Source organism: Trichocoleus sp. FACHB-90, from assembly GCF_014695505.1.
Taxonomy (GTDB): domain Bacteria; phylum Cyanobacteriota; class Cyanobacteriia; order Cyanobacteriales; family FACHB-T130; genus Funiculus; species Funiculus sociatus.
Genome location: NZ_JACJOK010000023.1, coordinates 1 through 14,424 on the forward strand (window position 1 = coordinate 1; position 14,424 = coordinate 14,424).

The following is a 14,424-nucleotide window of genomic DNA, read 5'->3' on the forward strand; positions in this document are numbered from 1 at the left end:
TCTCTTCAATCTCCGCCCCCTAAAGCGTCTGCCAAATCCTGTAATTGCTTAGTCAGACTACACTTGAGGCTGGTTATTTGGCTACTGGGTCATCCAAATGAGCGAACGGTGAGACATTTTGCTGGATTGCAGATGGATTTCGAGATTGCGTAGCGCTTTAGCAATATGTATTAGCGGATCTTTGGTATCTATACATTTCAAAATTGGTTCGCTCTTACCTAAATTCGCCAAATCTCTTGCGAGCATCTCCTCCATAGATACAAACTCGGCTAAAGCAGCTCTGAGATAGGCTTCCTTCCGAGGCCCAGAATCATCGCTGCATGCGAGCTGATAGACAAAGAACATGGCAGCCTCAGCACGCCCAAGAGTCTTTGGTAAAGCTCGCAAACTGTTCTCAATCTCGTTTCCGAGAGTATATAACCACACGCTGTACTTAAGGTCTGGGAGCAGACTAAAGTCAAGAATATACTTCTGCATAATGGTGATTCTTAGGCAGTAGCCAGCGGTTTATCAAGTCTGAGACTGCTATCTTAACTGCTGCAAACTTGTTTATGTCGTCCAACTATTTATTCAACCGCGCTAAGCGGTCTAACACCCTTTACCAAGCGATCATCCGAGTTATTGCTTAGACACCTCATCCAAGGTCGCTTCAATAGCCTCTAGCCTATTTGGTTCCCTGTATCAGCTTGAGTACCTTGTGATATGTCCCTCAGCACCAGTCTAGTTAGACTGGTGTGTTTACTGTTTAGCTATTCCCGTTGCTTCTTTACTTCAGGGTCTAGCTAAATGCTGAGTGTCACCTTGGTTGCTATTGCAAAAGGATACCCTTGGGTTAGCATCGCTTTCACAACTTTTGATTATTCTCAACAGCAAAAATTTCATCAATTAGTCCACCGGGGAGGTACTGCCCCTTCTAAACCAATGTTGTAAGCATTGCACCTCACTTTTCGGTTTTCAGTGGAAATAATGGGTGGTATAGGAGTTGAACCTATCTCTGCGGATTAAAAGCCCGCTGCACAGCCGCTATGCCAACCACCCGCACAAACAAAACTGCCAGAGTGGGACTCGAACCCGCAACCCTCCGATTAACAGTCGGATGCTCTGCCATCGAGCTATCTGGCATTAACCCCTTACCCAAGAGTCGAACTTGGCAACCGTTCTTAGGAGGAACAGGTCTGCATCCCGCAGGTAAGGGAAAAGTTACCCCGTGCAAGTTGAGAAAGCATTTGGTTTTGTCGGTAGAGAGCCGAGTATGTATGCTTTGTCTGTCAGGACACGGGTAAAAATTGGCTCCGGGAGTAGGACTCGAACCTACAACGCCGTAGTTAACAGCTACGGACTCTACCACTTGAGCTATCCCGGAATAACCCCTCACCCAAGAGTCGAACTTGGTCGCCAGCCTTCGGAGGGCTAGGTCTGCATCCCGCAGGCAAGGGAAACCCCTCTGGATGGAGTCGAACCACCACAACCGACGTTCGTAGCGTCAGTGCTATATCCGTTAGCAGAGGGAAATCCACTGGGAAGGTACTGCCCCTTCTTATAGCCGCGTTATCAGCACGGTGCTTCGCTTTTCAGCCTCCAGTGGAAAAAGTAATTAAACTTACAACTTTGAATGTGTGGACTGATTTTTCTTAGCCCAGTGACCCCTTGGTGGTCGGGAAATACCGTATTTCTTGCACCATTTGGCAACTGCAACATCCGACACTCCATACTTGCGGCTGACCTCAAGCACAGAAGTTTCCCAGATCATCTTTTCAAGTTCTTCCTTGGAAGGACGCTCAACTTTTCTTGATTTGAAGTGGACTCGTTCTTTCTTGGCCAAAACTGTGCCAGAATCTTTCCCAGTTCTTCGCCTTTTATAAGGCACTTCTGCTAAAGTAGCTTGTCTTAAATTACTTGATTTTTCAGTTAATTTATTTACTCCTATCAACGTCTCATTTATTCCCTTGTTTTCTAGGTAACAAATGCGTTCAGGATTAGTTAATTCTGAAATACAGGCAAGTTTAGACTGATGCGCTGCTTTCTCTCTTAAGGCGATGGAATTCTTTCCAGACACTTCAGAAACCTGCAAAAAACACACCTTATCGAGAGGTTCAATATACACAGCAAGTACATCACAAGATTGAGGGTCAAAAGGAATTATCCTATTTTTTGTGCGGTTAGACCGCAAACTTTTAATCTGAACTTCCCAAGAACCCCATTTGTCTAATCTTTGGGTAGTTTTAACATTAATTCTGTACAGGTACCCATCCTTGTAAGCTACTAGGTCAAAAGGTGCCTTCCCTGTTGTTTGGGTGAAAACATGAAAGCGATGCCGACTTAACTCAGCTGCCACTTTGCTTTCTCCAAGACTACCCAGCCAAGTTTTGTTGTCCACTTGAATTTTCCCTGATAAAGTTTCACCAGTATAACTCCCTGGGGAAAACAAATAAAAGGAGACGTTTATCCCTCATAACTTTATATAGACAAAGGAAGATAGAGGACTCGAACCCCCAGGTGTTATCCTGCCCTAGATTTCAAGTCTAGTTGCCGTCCATTCGGCGGTATCTTCCATTTGGGGTGTCTGACGGGACTCAAACCCGTTATGGCTTGCCTCACAAGCAAGTGCCGCGATCGCTTTGGCTTCAGACACCATCATGGAGTCAAGGAGAATCGAACTCCTGACCTCTTGTGTGCAAAACAAGCGCTCTACCAATTGAGCTATGACCCCTAAATTTGGTGGATACTGGTCAGATTTGAACTGACATCTTTCTACTTGCAAGGTAGACGCTCTACCAATTGAGCTACAGACCCGTATTTTGTGTTCTTGAATGCGATCGCATTCTTGCGTGCAAGTTAAAAGAGCATTGCGTTTTCTCAGCTACTAGAGGGACTCCGCCGATGAGTTGTTACACACTCTTTAAAGGATGGCTACCTTGAAGCCAACCTGCCGGGTTCTTCGCACTCCTCGTTCTCAAACGCCCACTGTGTTAGAACAGCGTCACTTTTCCTCTCGTACTAAAGTATGTAGGCTCTAAAGATTGGGTCACGCAAGATGCGATGCGTTAGCGAAGCATCCCGTTAGGCTTATCGCATATCTCGTTCAATCAATATCAGAAGAAGGCAACCTCCTTTTATCTTGTTTTCAACAGGAGTGGTAGGACTTGAACCCACAACCTCGGAGGTAGAAGCTCCTTGCTCTATCCATTGAGCTACACTCCCATGATTGGTAGTCCTGACAGGGCTTGAACCTGTGACATCCTCTTTGTAAGAAAGGCACTCTCCCGACTGAGCTACAGGACTACGAAAGCGAGTGGAGGGACTCGAACCCTCGCGCTGAGTGTGGCGCACTCAGATGCTAGCCGCTACATCACACCCGCATATTTGGAAGAGCGGACAACGGGACTCGTTCGCGGAGCGTTCTCGAAGAGTACCCGTATCAAGAGTTTGGAAGACTCAGATGCTAACCATTGCACCATGTCCCCTTGAGAGCAGGAGGCGAGATTTGAACTCGCAAGAAGGCTTTACAAGAGCCTCATGTTGCCGTTACATCACACCTGCATTATTCAAAGAGCAGACGGCGGGGATTGAACCCACATCGAGGACTTACCATGCCCTTGTGTTGCCACTTACACCACATCTGCACCGAAGCAGGCGGCCAGATTCGTTCGCAAAGCGTTCCCGAAGGGTACTCGCATCAGAAGGATACGACGCTCCTATGCTTGCCATTGCACCACGCCTGCATTTTGGTGGCGGGGGCAGGAGTCGAACCTGCTGATAAGAGGCTTATGAGACCTCCAAGCCTACCCTGGCTACTTCACCCGCATTGCACCAATACCCCTGACTGGACTTGAACCAGTAACCTCCGCATTCTAAGTGCGGCACCTCTTCCGATTGGGCTACAGGGGCATATCGGGATGGCAGGATTTGAACCTGCGACTCCATGCTCCCAAAGCATGGCTTCTAGCCGCTGAATTACATCCCGTTAATACTCCTGGCTGGGCTTGAACCAGCAACGCGCAAGGTTTAAGCTTGCTGCCTCTTCCGATTGGGCTACAGGAGCATTACTTAGCTGCTCTAATCAAAACCAGAGAGCAGAACTGGGGAGGCAGGAATCGAACCCGCGATTTCCTGAGCCAAAATCAGGTGGCTTTGCCAACGTCGCCTACTCCCCAATGAATGGCTGCCGGGGTAGGGCTTGAACCTACATGACTTCCGCTTCAGGGGCGGAGGACTTTACCAATTCGTCTACCCGGCATTGAAAAATGGGAAGAGTGGGAGTTGAACCCACGTCTCTTGCTTTTCAGGCAAGTGCTAAAACCATCTCAGCTATCTCCCCTTAAAAGACGACCTTTGTACCTTGCAGCTTCCGCTATAAGAACTTGATCGTGTTTACTGTGTTCAATCCTGTGACAGTTAGAACAAAGTAGCTCACACTTATCAAGTTCCTGCTTGATTAGCTCCCACTTACGATTGGCTACATTTCCAATAGCAAAGTCCTTGCTATTGGGATCTAGGTGGTGGAACTCATAAGCTGGAAGCGCTCCTTCCCAACCGCAGCGCTGACATTTGCCGCCGAGGTATTGTACTGCCGCTGACTTAGCCAAGTAACGCCTGATTTTAGTGCAGCAGGATTGGCACCGTCGTCGTCTTCGGGCGGTTGTACAGCGCCCACAAATCGAACAGTAATGCTCAATTGGTGGCTTTTTTGCAAGAACAAGTTTTCTTGTATTGCGGCTGCCAAACGGTGAACAGTCCAAGCAATACTTCCGCCGTTGAAGGTTGTGTTGTTTACCGTCAATGACGATTTTGACAGGAAACTGCTTTTCGCAATACAGGCAGGTAGGCATAATTCCAGGTAGTCTTAAATGGTAAAACCCAAATAGCTTACCATTTAAGCTACTGAGGAAAGTTTCAAAGCGGAGAGGACAGGATTTGAACCTGCGTTAGGTAAAACCTAATCAGACTTTCCAAGTCTGCGCCTTAAGCCACTCGACCACCTCTCCAAGTTGACGAGAGCGGAGGGACTTGAACCCCCACGTCTTCGGTTTCGTAGACCGAGATTTTATCCAGTTAAACTACGCTCTCATTTGTTGTCAGGAAAACAGTCATTTGACTGCACTGCCCCGGCAGGAATCGAACCCGCGATCATCGAGTTAACAGCTCGCTGCTTTACCACTCAGCTACAGGGCATTAGTAGTGCTGACGGGATTTGAAGTGAACAAATCACTTGATTGAAAGTCAAGCGGCTTAAACCATTTGCCTACAGCACTATGAAAGGCGCGGGGACTGAGATTTGAACTCAGATCATCGATTTTGGAGATCGAGATGTTGCCGTTACACCATCCCCACATACGGTTTGAACTTTGAATCCAAAGTCTAAAATCCAAAATCCAGAATCGAATGGGTCGGGCAGGATTTGCACCTGCAACCAAAAAAGGACGATTTTACAGACCGTTGCCCCACAAACTAATAGGCGGGCCGACCCAGGTAAAAAGGCGGAGAGGACAGGACTCGAACCTGCAATGGGTTGCCCCAAACTGATTTAGCAAACCAGCGCTTTAACCATTCAGCCACCTCTCCAGATAGCCCCAGGGAGATTTGAACTCCTCGTCTCTGCCTTGAGGGGGCAGCGTCCTAAACCGCTAGACGATGAGGCTTTGTTTATCAGTAGGAGTAGTAGGACTTGAACCTACGACTAGCCTCTTATGAGAAGGCTGCTCTACCAACTGAGCTATACTCCCTTGATGGCAGTGGGAGTAGCAGGACTCGAACCTGCAACCATACGGTTAAGAGCCGCCTGCTCTGCCAATTGAGCTATACTCCCTTTGAGAGGTCGAGGTGGGATTTGAACCCACGCAAAAGAGTTTTGCAGACTCCCCCCTTAAGCCACTTGGGTACTCGACCTTAATGGTTCGGACAATTTATCCTCTGCAAGGAGACACAGATACTAAATTGTCCGATAGCCCCAACGGGGTTTGAACCCGTATTACAGTATTGAAAGCACTGTGTCCTAGCCGCTTAGACGATGGGGCCATTTGGTGAGAGCAACCAGATTTTTACTGTCCGAATTGCTGCTGAACGAGGCTGACGGGTCTCGATCCCGCGACCTTCGGCGTGACAAGCCGATGCTCTCCCAACTGAGCTACAGCCCCATAATTTCAGCAGCATTTCAGCAAATACTCTCACTATAATCGTGTTACATCTCAGGAATGTGGGGGCATTGCTTGCTAGGCTTTTCCCCCACTTGAGATGTCTGTGCTTCATTAAAAATGCACAGTATAAATCGTTAAATGGGTGATTTCTTATTCAGTTTTCAAGGTTCAGAAAAAAGACTGTAATTGGTTACAAACACAACCGCCTTTCTAGGTAATAAACCTGTTGGATATTACGCCTATATTCAGCAATTTTGGTTTGAATGAGGTGTGTATTATCCGCTTTTTCCAGGTCTACTTCAGGTTTTTTGGAAGTAGGCTGATGCTGCAATTCAAAGGATTCTGGCGGATGCCAGCCTTTATTAATTCGTTGAATGTAGAGTAGCACCATGACTCTTTGGGGTTAGAGGTTTTTGTCTCTTCCCTCTTTCAATATATTTATACTACATAAACACTACATAAAGTGTCAAGGGTTTGGGTAAAGTTTTTTTTGAGGGTTTTCCGAGGATATGAAAAAATAACCAAAAGCCTTGTCAAGATGAGGTTTTATGGCTGATAACCGGGCAAGTCATATATATATGTAGCTGTAGTACGTCCTGAAGGATGGGAGAGAGCGATCGCATATCTTGCACTAAGACTGGCCAATAGAATTCCCGCCTATACAAACAAAACCTCTAAAGGCAGGTTTCAAAAGCAGATCAGGAGTGAGCGATCGCATATCTTGCACTCAGGCTGGCGAATAAGCTGCGTAACAGCTTAGTAGAAGACATAACGTCTTTTCCCAAGAAAAAGGCGCACCGCAGTGCGCCCCTACAGTTACCTCAAGGAGGAGGTACAAGCTTGAGCATCTTGCCACAGCTTGAAGAGGAAGAATTCAGCGCGATCGCTTAATGCTGCAACAAACACACCTTCCCCATTCTCCCCATCTCCCTCGATCCAAGTTCCATTCAGGCAGACTTCGATGTAATCGGCATCGCAAGCACACACGCCGATGATTTCAGAACCTTCTCGCTGTACAAGAGTTGCTAATTGTTCTACTTCTGGCAAAGTAGCGGGGAGCAAAAAGGAAGCAGTGCTGGGTTCGATGGAGATACTTGTGCCAACTCGCAGCGCCAAAATAACCCGTAGTGTTACCCACTCCTCTAAGGATTGAGCCAGACATTCCAAGTAAAATCCATTTTCGGTGTATGTTAATTTCAACATTGCCTGGTATCTCCTTTACTCAGAGTGAGTGTGCTGTTCGCGCCAAAACTGTTCGGCAAAGGCAACAGCAGGGTGCATCGGTGCTTTTGGCTGGGTGCGAAGTGGCATTCCCGCTTGTAGGGGAGTGCGATCGCCTTTACGTTGGTTACACTTTTCGCAGGCTATAACTACGTTATCCCAAGTGTGTTTTCCGCCTTTTGATAAGGGAATGACGTGATCTATCGTCAACTGTTTCGTGTTACCGCAGTATTGACAGGTGTGATGATCTCGCCGCAGCAATTCTCTACGATTTACCGGGGGAACCCGCCAGACTCTCTCTGCGCCAGTCACCGTCAAGCGGATTTGTTCTGGCACATCGATAACTATGCTCGGCGATCGCACTTGCCAACCGACTGCATCGCTAAAATTTAGCGGTTCGGCTTTACCGCTGATCATCAATGCGATCGCTCGTTTAATATTCACCCGGCTCATCGGTAAGTAATTCTGGGAAAATACCACTACCGACCTATTTAAGACCTCAGTTGCGCTTGTCACGACTTGGCTCCTCATACAATTAACCCCCGCCTCTTTTTCTTAGAAGCGGGGGCTGGAAAACTGCTCTTGGGTCTTCTCGTCCTATATTGGTACAGTCGCTTTTTGCCTGTACCTCCCGCTTTGTTTATTTATCTGTGGTTCTGCAAACCGCAGGCTACCACCATTTTTGCCATCCAAATTTTTTTCATCAATCCCGCAGGAATCTCCCTGTAAGCCATAATCGCCCATAAATCGAAACTCCACGACAATAGCCGCCGATTCCCAACTTGTTTGGGGGTTCGGATGGCAGGTTGACATGGAGCGGGTAGGTATGTGTCTCACAGGAAAGCTTTTTGAAGGTTTTAATTTGAATGTGACTTTCAATATACTACACTTGTATTACTATGTCCACATCTTTAGGAGAAAAAATCATGCGTACCCTACCACGCACTTCGACAACAGAAATGGAAGTCACCAGCATACGCCTAGAAAGGGAACTCAAGGAAGAACTCAAAGAACTCGCAGGACATCAAGGATATCAAGCGTTGATTCGAGATATCCTCTGGAACTACGTGCAGCAAAAATCCGATGAGTATAAACCCAAATTTTCCCGGTCTGATATTCGAGCCAGCGTTCCCGCTACAGCCCAGCAGGAAGAGCGCTGTGTACTGACAGGCAAGTTTATCCGACAGCATGAGCCAATGCTGTTAGGATACACAACACACGGGGATTTGGTGCCGTTAAGTGCCGAGAGTTTAGGATCGAGATAGGCTTTCATTTGGTTCAAGAAGCTACATAAAAAAAGCGATCGCACTTTTCCCCAATACAAAGGAAAAAGTGCGATCGCTTCAAAAAGTAAGTTGAAGGTTAGAAGGTTACAGGTTATAACCTCCAATCCTCCATCTATCTAACCTTCAATCTTCTAACTTAAACATCCTGTTCGCTCAAATCGCGAGTCATGTGGTCAAAGGGCTGATCTACAAACCCAGTATTTTCCACCCCAGCCGCTGCGACCTGTTGCTTCACAATATCCTTCATTATCTGGATACCGCGCACAGTCGGGCCAATAGGCACACCCAAGGAATTGTAAGTTTCCCGCAGACCTTGTAGCACCCGCTCATCCAGCACATTTGTATCACCCGCGACCAACGCATAGCTGGCATAGCGCAGATAATAGTCCATATCCCGCAGACAAGCCGCATAACGGCGAGTCGTATAAGCATTTCCACCGGGTCGAATTAACTCCGGCAATTCTTCAAACAGCTGGGAACCAGCTTGCTTGACAATCGATGCTGCATTGGCATTGATTGCCGCAGCCGCTTGGACTCGTGCCGTACCTGTCTGAAAATAAGACTTTAGCGAATCAACGGCATTACGATCCAGGTAACGACCCGAAACATCGTAATTCTTAATCAGCTTTGTGATTGCGTCCCGCATGATATTACTCTCCCAACAACAAGCTCTATAGATGATTTTCTATCACTCAGTGTGCTGTTGCCTACCCACTACCAAGGTTGTAGTTTACAACACCCAACACTTCCCTGAGCATATTCTCATCTATTAAGCATCCCACAGTGTTGATGCGTGCGGTGCTTTCTTAGTGGGCAACTTTTGAAAGAGAGCAACTGCGATATGCCACCGACCTTGTGCTGCTGTTTGGAGACTGGGAAGCTTGCGATCGCACTTTTCGACTCCCCACTGCTTTCAACCAGCCGACATTCATACCTGCTGCTGGCACCAATGTCAACTCTTCTGGATAGCGTGGTTGAGGATCATTAACCAACCAGATTGGCGGCACCATCATCGGGTCATATTCAGCAATAATATCTACAACCCCAGGACGCTGCTTTAGCTCTACCCGCGTTCCCGATTGATACTGTAGCGCTTCTTGCTGGTCAAAATCCTTATTTAATTTAAACACCACGCTTCCCCCCGCCTAAAAAGTAGCTTTTGATACTGATTAATTATAATTATGATGCACATAAGATATATTTGTAAATTTTGCTACAATTTTTAACTTTTTTCAAATTAGTTGCAAATCAGGACTCGTAAATTTGTATAGTACGATACAAAACATCCCGAAACCTATCTTTAGGATGTTTCAGTACAAGCATTGCCTTCTGTCTGAAAATTGGTTGCCCTCGCTCCAAGTTTCCCCTTGACTTGGCGATCCACCACCCCTGATGATCGTTAAACCGTTTTTTTGGCTTTCCAGATTTGAGCCAGCATAGAAATTAAGGAGTCCGCCAAATGTTCCAGAACCCGCAAGAGTTCCTGAATTACGTTAAAGAAAAAAACATCCAGATCATTGACCTAAAGTTCATCGATATGCCGGGTATCTGGCAGCATTTGTCGGTGTACCAAAACCAAATCGATGAAAGCAGCTTCACCGAAGGCGTACCTTTCGATGGCTCAAGTATTCGAGGTTGGAAAGCCATCAACGAATCAGACATGGCGATGGTGCTTGATCCAACAACTGCCTGGATCGACCCATTTATGGCAGAGCCGACTTTGAGCGTAGTCTGTAGCATTGTCGAACCCCGGACAGGCGAACCATACAGCCGCGACCCCCGCACGATTGCCCAGAAAGCAGTAGATTACTTAATTTCTACCGGAATTGGCGATACCGTCTTCATTGGCCCAGAAGCTGAATTTTTCATTTTTGATGATGTTCGCTTTGACCAAAACCAGCATGAAGGCTATTACCACATAGATTCCATCGAAGGTCGTTGGAATTCTGGTAAAAAAGAAGAAGGTGGCAACCTCGGTTACAAGCCTCGCTACAAAGAAGGTTACTTCCCCGTTGCCCCGACCGATACCTCCCAAGATATGCGGACGGAAATGCTGCTGACGATGGCAAAGTGCGGCGTGCCAATTGAAAAGCATCACCATGAGGTTGCTTCGGGCGGTCAGTGCGAACTCGGTTTCCGCTTTGAAACTTTGATCAAGGCAGCTGACTCTTTGATGACGTATAAGTATGTGATCAAGAACGTTGCCAGGAAATATGGCAAAACCGTCACCTTCATGCCGAAGCCAGTATTTAACGATAACGGTTCCGGGATGCACACCCACCAGTCTATCTGGAAAGATGGGCAACCGCTGTTTGCAGGCGATAAGTACGCTGGTTTGAGTCAAATGGCGCTGCATTACATTGGTGGCTTGCTCAAGCACGCACCCGCACTGTTGGCGTTGACTAACCCCACAACCAATTCTTACAAGCGCCTAGTCCCCGGCTTTGAAGCACCCGTAAACTTAGCTTACTCGCAAGGCAACCGTTCCGCCTCCATCCGGATTCCTCTATCTGGCACCAATCCCAAGGCGAAGCGCTTAGAGTTCCGTTGTCCGGATGCCACCAGCAATCCCTATTTGGCTTTTGCTGCGATGCTCTGTGCTGGTTTAGATGGTATCAAGAACCAAATTGACCCCGGCCCTTCCCTGGATGTTGATATCTACGACCTCAGCCCCGAAGAGTTGAGCAAAATTCCTTCCACCCCAGGTTCTCTGGATGCAGCACTCGAAGCACTAGAACACGATCACGCTTTCTTAACTGAACCGGGTGTGTTCACAGAGGACTTTATCAATACCTGGATTTCTTACAAGCTGGATAACGAAGTTAACCCAATGCGGTTGCGTCCTCATCCTTACGAGTTCGCCCTCTACTACGATTGCTAATTTTCTCGTTCTCGTTTCCAGTCTCCGACCGGGAACGAGAAAACCAAATCTAAAGCGCCACCCGTCAGAGTGGCGCTTTTTTTTGCTGTCTCACTAACGACAGATGGAAACTGAAAAAACTGAGCTACGATAAAAAATGTGTCTTTACAAAACTAAATAAACCTTCTCATCGTTTTATACTCATCCCAAGTTAGAAAGCGCAAATCTTCAATCGCTATGCAGTCCACCTCCAAAATTGACCAATTAATTCCCATTCCTGACAATCTCGCCAAGCTGACCTATCAAACTTTTCAGCAGGGAAAAAGTTACTTTGGTCTAGCTCATAAAGCCTTAACTACACAGCTGCTGAACCTAATCTCTCCTCGTGTTGAGATAAAAAGTAAACCTGTTCCGCCAGAAGTTATACCCAAACTTCAACAACGGATGAATCAGATTATCGAAGCAGACTGGCAGGATGCCGAACGGGGCGTATATCCCCAGAGTGTGCTGTTTGATAATCCTTGGTCAGATTTTTTCCGCTACTATCCCGTGCTTTGCCTGGATACGCTGCAAATTTGGCAGCGGGCAAATCAGAAGCGTTATCAAGAGTTTTCGCCAGACATTGCGATGGATGGTTATCCTAGCTACTATCTGCAAAACTTCCATCATCAAACTGATGGCTACTTGAGCGATTGGTCAGCAAATCTGTATGATTTGCAGGTGGAAATTTTGTTTGGTGGCACGGCAGATCCGATGCGGCGGCGCATTCTCGCTCCGTTGAAGCAAGCACTGAAAGCTTTTGATTCGACTCCACCACAACAAATTCGCATCCTTGATGTGGCTTGCGGAACGGGTCGCACTTTGAAGTTAATTCGTGATGCTCTGCCGAAGGCATCCCTGTTTGGTGTAGATTTGTCGCCTGCTTACTTGCGTAAGGCAAATCAACTGTTGACGGAAAATCAAGGGGAATTGCCGCAACTGTTACAGGCGAATGGGGAAGAGTTACCTTATGTGGATAACTATTTCCATGCGACAACGTCTGTTTTCTTGTTCCACGAGTTGCCAGCGGCGGCGCGTCAGCGGGTGATTGAGGAATCCTTCCGGGTGACGCAACCGGGAGGAGTGTTTATTATTTGCGACTCGATTCAGATGAGCGATTCTCCGGAATTGAAGCCACTGATGGAAAATTTTCACGAAATGTTCCATGAGCCGTATTACAAGCACTACATCACTGATGATTTGGTGGAACGGTTGGAGAAGGCTGGGTTCACGGATATTACCACTGAGGTTCACTTTATGAGCAAGTATTTGATCGCGAGAAAGCCACTGGTATAACGATAGTCTCGCACTATGGTGTGTCTCCTGGGGACGCGATCGCTTTCTTGTCTGGCGTTCCCAGGCTCATCCTGGGAACGAGTTATTGGGAGGGGAGGTTTAAGGCTCACACATTCAAATTTGAGAAACTTAAAAAAAACTAATCTATTGGGGTGTCCTCAAAGCGTCCCTCTAGACGATAGAGTTGGTCTAGGCAAACCGCAAAACTCAAAAGCAGAAGGTTTTATGACCACCAAACAGCCTGCTACCGAAATTTCCACTCAAGGACTTTCAACCGAGGATCTGATTACCAACGAGCTGATCGAGGATGCAACAGCAGTGAATTATGTAGATGTGATTCAAACTGTCATCTCCAGCTTGGATCAGGACGACACCGCGATGGTGAGTCAAGGCGAGGAAAATAACTACCTCTGGAAGTTTAAGTACGGTACTGTCGAAGTGTTTGTGCAACTCACTGGCATCACCGATGATGATACGTTTACAGTTTGGTCTAATGTACTCAAGCTACCTGCCAAGAACGAAGCGCAGTTGATGCGGAAACTACTGGAGATGAACTGGTCTGATACGTTTGAATCGCGTTTCGGTATTGTAGACAACCAAGTTGTTGTGCTTTCGTCTCGCACTGTGGCAGAGCTTTCTCCGGGAGAAATTTCCCGCGCTGTTACCATTGTGGCGACTATTGCAGATAACAACGACGAACCTTTACAGGCTGAATATGGTAGTTAGTCATTAGTCAGTGGTCATTAGTCAAGAGCTAATAGCTAATTGCTAATCGAAAAAACAAGATGGCAATTAGCTACTACGAATATTTGAACGGACAATTGACTAATGACTAATCACAACTATTGGCGTTTGATTCCCTTGCTGCAAGCGTCAGGTTGCGTCCAAATGGCTATCGACCGATGGTTATTCGACCAACACCAGATGGGACGGCATCCGCCAGCTTTGCGCTTTTATACTTGGTCTCCAGCGGCAATCTCGCTGGGGTATCATCAACTTCGATGGCCTGCATCTTGGCAGCAGCTAAATGCAGGTGGTGTGTTGGATTTGGTGCGTCGTCCGACTGGCGGACGCGCTGTGTTGCACCAGGGCGATCTCACCTATATGGTTGTTACTTCAGGATTGGCTGGGAGTCGCCTGAAGGCGTATGAGGCGATTTGTGAGTTTTTGATTCAAGGATGGCGATCGCTTGGCTTAGAGTTACACTACGGTACGGCTGGGCGTGGCTACATTCACAATCCTAATTGTTTTGGCACCGCCACTGGTGCCGATTTAGTTACTGTTGATGGTTATAAGTTGATTGGTAGCGCTCAACTGCGGCGAGGCAATGCTATTTTACAACACGGTTCGATGCGTTTGTCTCCGGATGCTGAGTTGTTTAAGCAGGTGTTTGGCGAAGTTATGACACCGATAAAGTTACCCTTTTCTCAGCAGGGAAATACGCTGATTCAAACTGTTGTGAATGCCCTAACTGTAGCAGCAGCTAATTGTTTCGGTGTCGAGATGGTAGTGCAGTCTTTATCTGATGCAGAGTGGCAAGAAATTTTAGCGCACTCCAGTACAGATGTTATAGAAAAAAAGTAAAGTT

At 47.0% G+C, this 14,424-nt stretch carries 14 protein-coding genes and 31 tRNA genes; 5 read left to right on the forward strand and 40 right to left on the reverse strand.

Annotated elements, in window-relative coordinates; genetic code table 11:
- Positions 1–81: 81 nt before the first annotated feature.
- From H6F74_RS06755 to H6F74_RS06940, 38 genes are all read right to left on the reverse strand, one after another.
- Positions 82–477 (reverse strand): hypothetical protein, encoded by a 396-nt coding sequence (locus H6F74_RS06755; protein WP_190438169.1) that lies wholly within the window; start codon positions 475–477, stop codon positions 82–84.
- Between the two features lie 490 nt (positions 478–967).
- A tRNA-Lys gene (locus tag H6F74_RS06760) sits at positions 968–1,038 on the reverse strand.
- A gap of 12 nt (positions 1,039–1,050) precedes the next feature.
- Positions 1,051–1,122 (reverse strand) — tRNA-Asn (locus tag H6F74_RS06765).
- A gap of 165 nt (positions 1,123–1,287) precedes the next feature.
- Positions 1,288–1,363 (reverse strand) — tRNA-Asn (locus tag H6F74_RS06770).
- Positions 1,364–1,600: 237 nt separating this feature from the next.
- Positions 1,601–2,377, reverse strand: a complete 777-nt coding sequence (locus H6F74_RS06775; RefSeq protein ID WP_190438171.1) for a group I intron-associated PD-(D/E)XK endonuclease — start codon at positions 2,375–2,377, stop codon at positions 1,601–1,603.
- Positions 2,378–2,469: 92 nt separating this feature from the next.
- Positions 2,470–2,552: transfer RNA gene (locus tag H6F74_RS06780), tRNA-OTHER, on the reverse strand.
- Positions 2,553–2,637: 85 nt separating this feature from the next.
- Positions 2,638–2,710: transfer RNA gene (locus H6F74_RS06785), tRNA-Ala, on the reverse strand.
- A 6-nt stretch (positions 2,711–2,716) separates the two neighbouring features.
- Positions 2,717–2,793 (reverse strand) — tRNA-Ala (locus H6F74_RS06790).
- 335 nt (positions 2,794–3,128) lie between these two features.
- A tRNA-Arg gene (locus tag H6F74_RS06795) sits at positions 3,129–3,201 on the reverse strand.
- A 5-nt stretch (positions 3,202–3,206) separates the two neighbouring features.
- Positions 3,207–3,282: transfer RNA gene (locus H6F74_RS06800), tRNA-Val, on the reverse strand.
- Positions 3,283–3,287: 5 nt separating this feature from the next.
- Positions 3,288–3,359 (reverse strand) — tRNA-Gly (locus H6F74_RS06805).
- 11 nt (positions 3,360–3,370) lie between these two features.
- Positions 3,371–3,464, reverse strand: a tRNA-Gly gene (locus H6F74_RS06810).
- A 5-nt stretch (positions 3,465–3,469) separates the two neighbouring features.
- A tRNA-Thr gene (locus H6F74_RS06815) sits at positions 3,470–3,540 on the reverse strand.
- A gap of 11 nt (positions 3,541–3,551) precedes the next feature.
- A tRNA-Thr gene (locus H6F74_RS06820) sits at positions 3,552–3,623 on the reverse strand.
- 191 nt (positions 3,624–3,814) lie between these two features.
- Positions 3,815–3,888, reverse strand: a tRNA-Leu gene (locus H6F74_RS06825).
- A gap of 3 nt (positions 3,889–3,891) precedes the next feature.
- Positions 3,892–3,964, reverse strand: a tRNA-Pro gene (locus tag H6F74_RS06830).
- Positions 3,965–3,968: 4 nt separating this feature from the next.
- Positions 3,969–4,042: transfer RNA gene (locus tag H6F74_RS06835), tRNA-Leu, on the reverse strand.
- Between the two features lie 37 nt (positions 4,043–4,079).
- Positions 4,080–4,154, reverse strand: a tRNA-Gln gene (locus tag H6F74_RS06840).
- A gap of 5 nt (positions 4,155–4,159) precedes the next feature.
- Positions 4,160–4,237, reverse strand: a tRNA-Gln gene (locus H6F74_RS06845).
- 8 nt (positions 4,238–4,245) lie between these two features.
- Positions 4,246–4,318: transfer RNA gene (locus tag H6F74_RS06850), tRNA-Phe, on the reverse strand.
- Positions 4,319–4,492: 174 nt separating this feature from the next.
- Positions 4,493–4,780, reverse strand: coding sequence for a hypothetical protein (locus H6F74_RS29885; protein ID WP_242021877.1), 288 nt, complete (start codon positions 4,778–4,780; stop codon positions 4,493–4,495).
- Positions 4,781–4,899: 119 nt separating this feature from the next.
- Positions 4,900–4,985: transfer RNA gene (locus H6F74_RS06860), tRNA-Ser, on the reverse strand.
- Between the two features lie 7 nt (positions 4,986–4,992).
- Positions 4,993–5,067 (reverse strand) — tRNA-Arg (locus H6F74_RS06865).
- A 33-nt stretch (positions 5,068–5,100) separates the two neighbouring features.
- Positions 5,101–5,172, reverse strand: a tRNA-Asn gene (locus tag H6F74_RS06870).
- 4 nt (positions 5,173–5,176) lie between these two features.
- A tRNA-Glu gene (locus tag H6F74_RS06875) sits at positions 5,177–5,252 on the reverse strand.
- An 8-nt stretch (positions 5,253–5,260) separates the two neighbouring features.
- A tRNA-Trp gene (locus tag H6F74_RS06880) sits at positions 5,261–5,331 on the reverse strand.
- Between the two features lie 52 nt (positions 5,332–5,383).
- Positions 5,384–5,467: transfer RNA gene (locus tag H6F74_RS06885), tRNA-Tyr, on the reverse strand.
- An 11-nt stretch (positions 5,468–5,478) separates the two neighbouring features.
- Positions 5,479–5,562: transfer RNA gene (locus H6F74_RS06890), tRNA-Ser, on the reverse strand.
- Between the two features lie 3 nt (positions 5,563–5,565).
- A tRNA-Glu gene (locus H6F74_RS06895) sits at positions 5,566–5,639 on the reverse strand.
- Between the two features lie 11 nt (positions 5,640–5,650).
- Positions 5,651–5,723: transfer RNA gene (locus tag H6F74_RS06900), tRNA-Met, on the reverse strand.
- Positions 5,724–5,733: 10 nt separating this feature from the next.
- A tRNA-Lys gene (locus H6F74_RS06905) sits at positions 5,734–5,806 on the reverse strand.
- Positions 5,807–5,812: 6 nt separating this feature from the next.
- Positions 5,813–5,886 (reverse strand) — tRNA-Cys (locus H6F74_RS06910).
- Positions 5,887–5,942: 56 nt separating this feature from the next.
- Positions 5,943–6,015, reverse strand: a tRNA-Glu gene (locus H6F74_RS06915).
- A 46-nt stretch (positions 6,016–6,061) separates the two neighbouring features.
- Positions 6,062–6,134 (reverse strand) — tRNA-Asp (locus H6F74_RS06920).
- Between the two features lie 190 nt (positions 6,135–6,324).
- Positions 6,325–6,525, reverse strand: a complete 201-nt coding sequence (locus H6F74_RS06925) for a hypothetical protein (protein ID WP_190438183.1) — start codon at positions 6,523–6,525, stop codon at positions 6,325–6,327.
- Positions 6,526–6,950: 425 nt separating this feature from the next.
- On the reverse strand, positions 6,951–7,337 hold the full coding sequence (locus tag H6F74_RS06930) for an alr0857 family protein (protein WP_190438187.1): 387 nt from the start codon (positions 7,335–7,337) through the stop codon (positions 6,951–6,953).
- A 15-nt stretch (positions 7,338–7,352) separates the two neighbouring features.
- On the reverse strand, positions 7,353–7,871 hold the full coding sequence (locus H6F74_RS06935) for an HNH endonuclease (protein WP_190438190.1): 519 nt from the start codon (positions 7,869–7,871) through the stop codon (positions 7,353–7,355).
- An 81-nt stretch (positions 7,872–7,952) separates the two neighbouring features.
- Positions 7,953–8,168, reverse strand: coding sequence for a hypothetical protein (locus tag H6F74_RS06940; protein ID WP_190438192.1), 216 nt, complete (start codon positions 8,166–8,168; stop codon positions 7,953–7,955).
- Between the two features lie 113 nt (positions 8,169–8,281).
- Between H6F74_RS06940 and H6F74_RS06945 the strand changes: the two genes are divergently transcribed.
- Positions 8,282–8,620 (forward strand): hypothetical protein, encoded by a 339-nt coding sequence (locus tag H6F74_RS06945; RefSeq protein WP_190438194.1) that lies wholly within the window; start codon positions 8,282–8,284, stop codon positions 8,618–8,620.
- A gap of 157 nt (positions 8,621–8,777) precedes the next feature.
- Here H6F74_RS06945 and apcB read toward each other — a convergent pair whose 3' ends face one another.
- Positions 8,778–9,287 (reverse strand): allophycocyanin subunit beta, encoded by a 510-nt coding sequence (gene apcB, locus H6F74_RS06950; RefSeq protein ID WP_190438197.1) that lies wholly within the window; start codon positions 9,285–9,287, stop codon positions 8,778–8,780.
- A gap of 160 nt (positions 9,288–9,447) precedes the next feature.
- On the reverse strand, positions 9,448–9,774 hold the full coding sequence (locus H6F74_RS29235; protein ID WP_199300959.1) for a hypothetical protein: 327 nt from the start codon (positions 9,772–9,774) through the stop codon (positions 9,448–9,450).
- 326 nt (positions 9,775–10,100) lie between these two features.
- Between H6F74_RS29235 and glnA the strand changes: the two genes are divergently transcribed.
- From glnA to H6F74_RS06975, 4 genes are all read left to right on the forward strand, one after another.
- Entirely contained in the window at positions 10,101–11,522 is a 1,422-nt protein-coding gene (gene glnA / locus H6F74_RS06960; protein WP_190438200.1) for a type I glutamate--ammonia ligase, read from the forward strand.
- 252 nt (positions 11,523–11,774) lie between these two features.
- Positions 11,775–12,836: a methyltransferase domain-containing protein gene (locus H6F74_RS06965; RefSeq protein WP_190438465.1), complete on the forward strand. Its 1,062-nt coding sequence runs from the start codon at positions 11,775–11,777 to the stop codon at positions 12,834–12,836.
- 225 nt (positions 12,837–13,061) lie between these two features.
- On the forward strand, positions 13,062–13,562 hold the full coding sequence (locus H6F74_RS06970; protein ID WP_190438203.1) for a YbjN domain-containing protein: 501 nt from the start codon (positions 13,062–13,064) through the stop codon (positions 13,560–13,562).
- A 102-nt stretch (positions 13,563–13,664) separates the two neighbouring features.
- Complete coding sequence (locus H6F74_RS06975; RefSeq protein WP_190438206.1) at positions 13,665–14,420, forward strand: biotin/lipoate A/B protein ligase family protein; 756 nt, start codon at positions 13,665–13,667, stop codon at positions 14,418–14,420.
- Positions 14,421–14,424 lie beyond the last annotated feature (4 nt).

Bases quoted from the DNA above. Each gene is read 5' to 3' on its own strand.
- H6F74_RS06755 (WP_190438169.1), bottom strand. From the start codon at position 477: ATGCAGAAGTATATTCTTGACTTTAGTCTGCTCCCAGACCTTAAGTAC.
- H6F74_RS06925 (WP_190438183.1), bottom strand. From the start codon at position 6,525: ATGGTGCTACTCTACATTCAACGAATTAATAAAGGCTGGCATCCGCCA.
- H6F74_RS06930 (WP_190438187.1), bottom strand. From the start codon at position 7,337: ATGTTGAAATTAACATACACCGAAAATGGATTTTACTTGGAATGTCTG.
- H6F74_RS06940 (WP_190438192.1), bottom strand. From the start codon at position 8,168: ATGTCAACCTGCCATCCGAACCCCCAAACAAGTTGGGAATCGGCGGCT.
- H6F74_RS06945 (WP_190438194.1), top strand. From the start codon at position 8,282: ATGCGTACCCTACCACGCACTTCGACAACAGAAATGGAAGTCACCAGC.
- apcB (WP_190438197.1), bottom strand. From the start codon at position 9,287: ATGCGGGACGCAATCACAAAGCTGATTAAGAATTACGATGTTTCGGGT.
- glnA (WP_190438200.1), top strand. From the start codon at position 10,101: ATGTTCCAGAACCCGCAAGAGTTCCTGAATTACGTTAAAGAAAAAAAC.
- H6F74_RS06970 (WP_190438203.1), top strand. From the start codon at position 13,062: ATGACCACCAAACAGCCTGCTACCGAAATTTCCACTCAAGGACTTTCA.
- H6F74_RS06975 (WP_190438206.1), top strand. From the start codon at position 13,665: ATGACTAATCACAACTATTGGCGTTTGATTCCCTTGCTGCAAGCGTCA.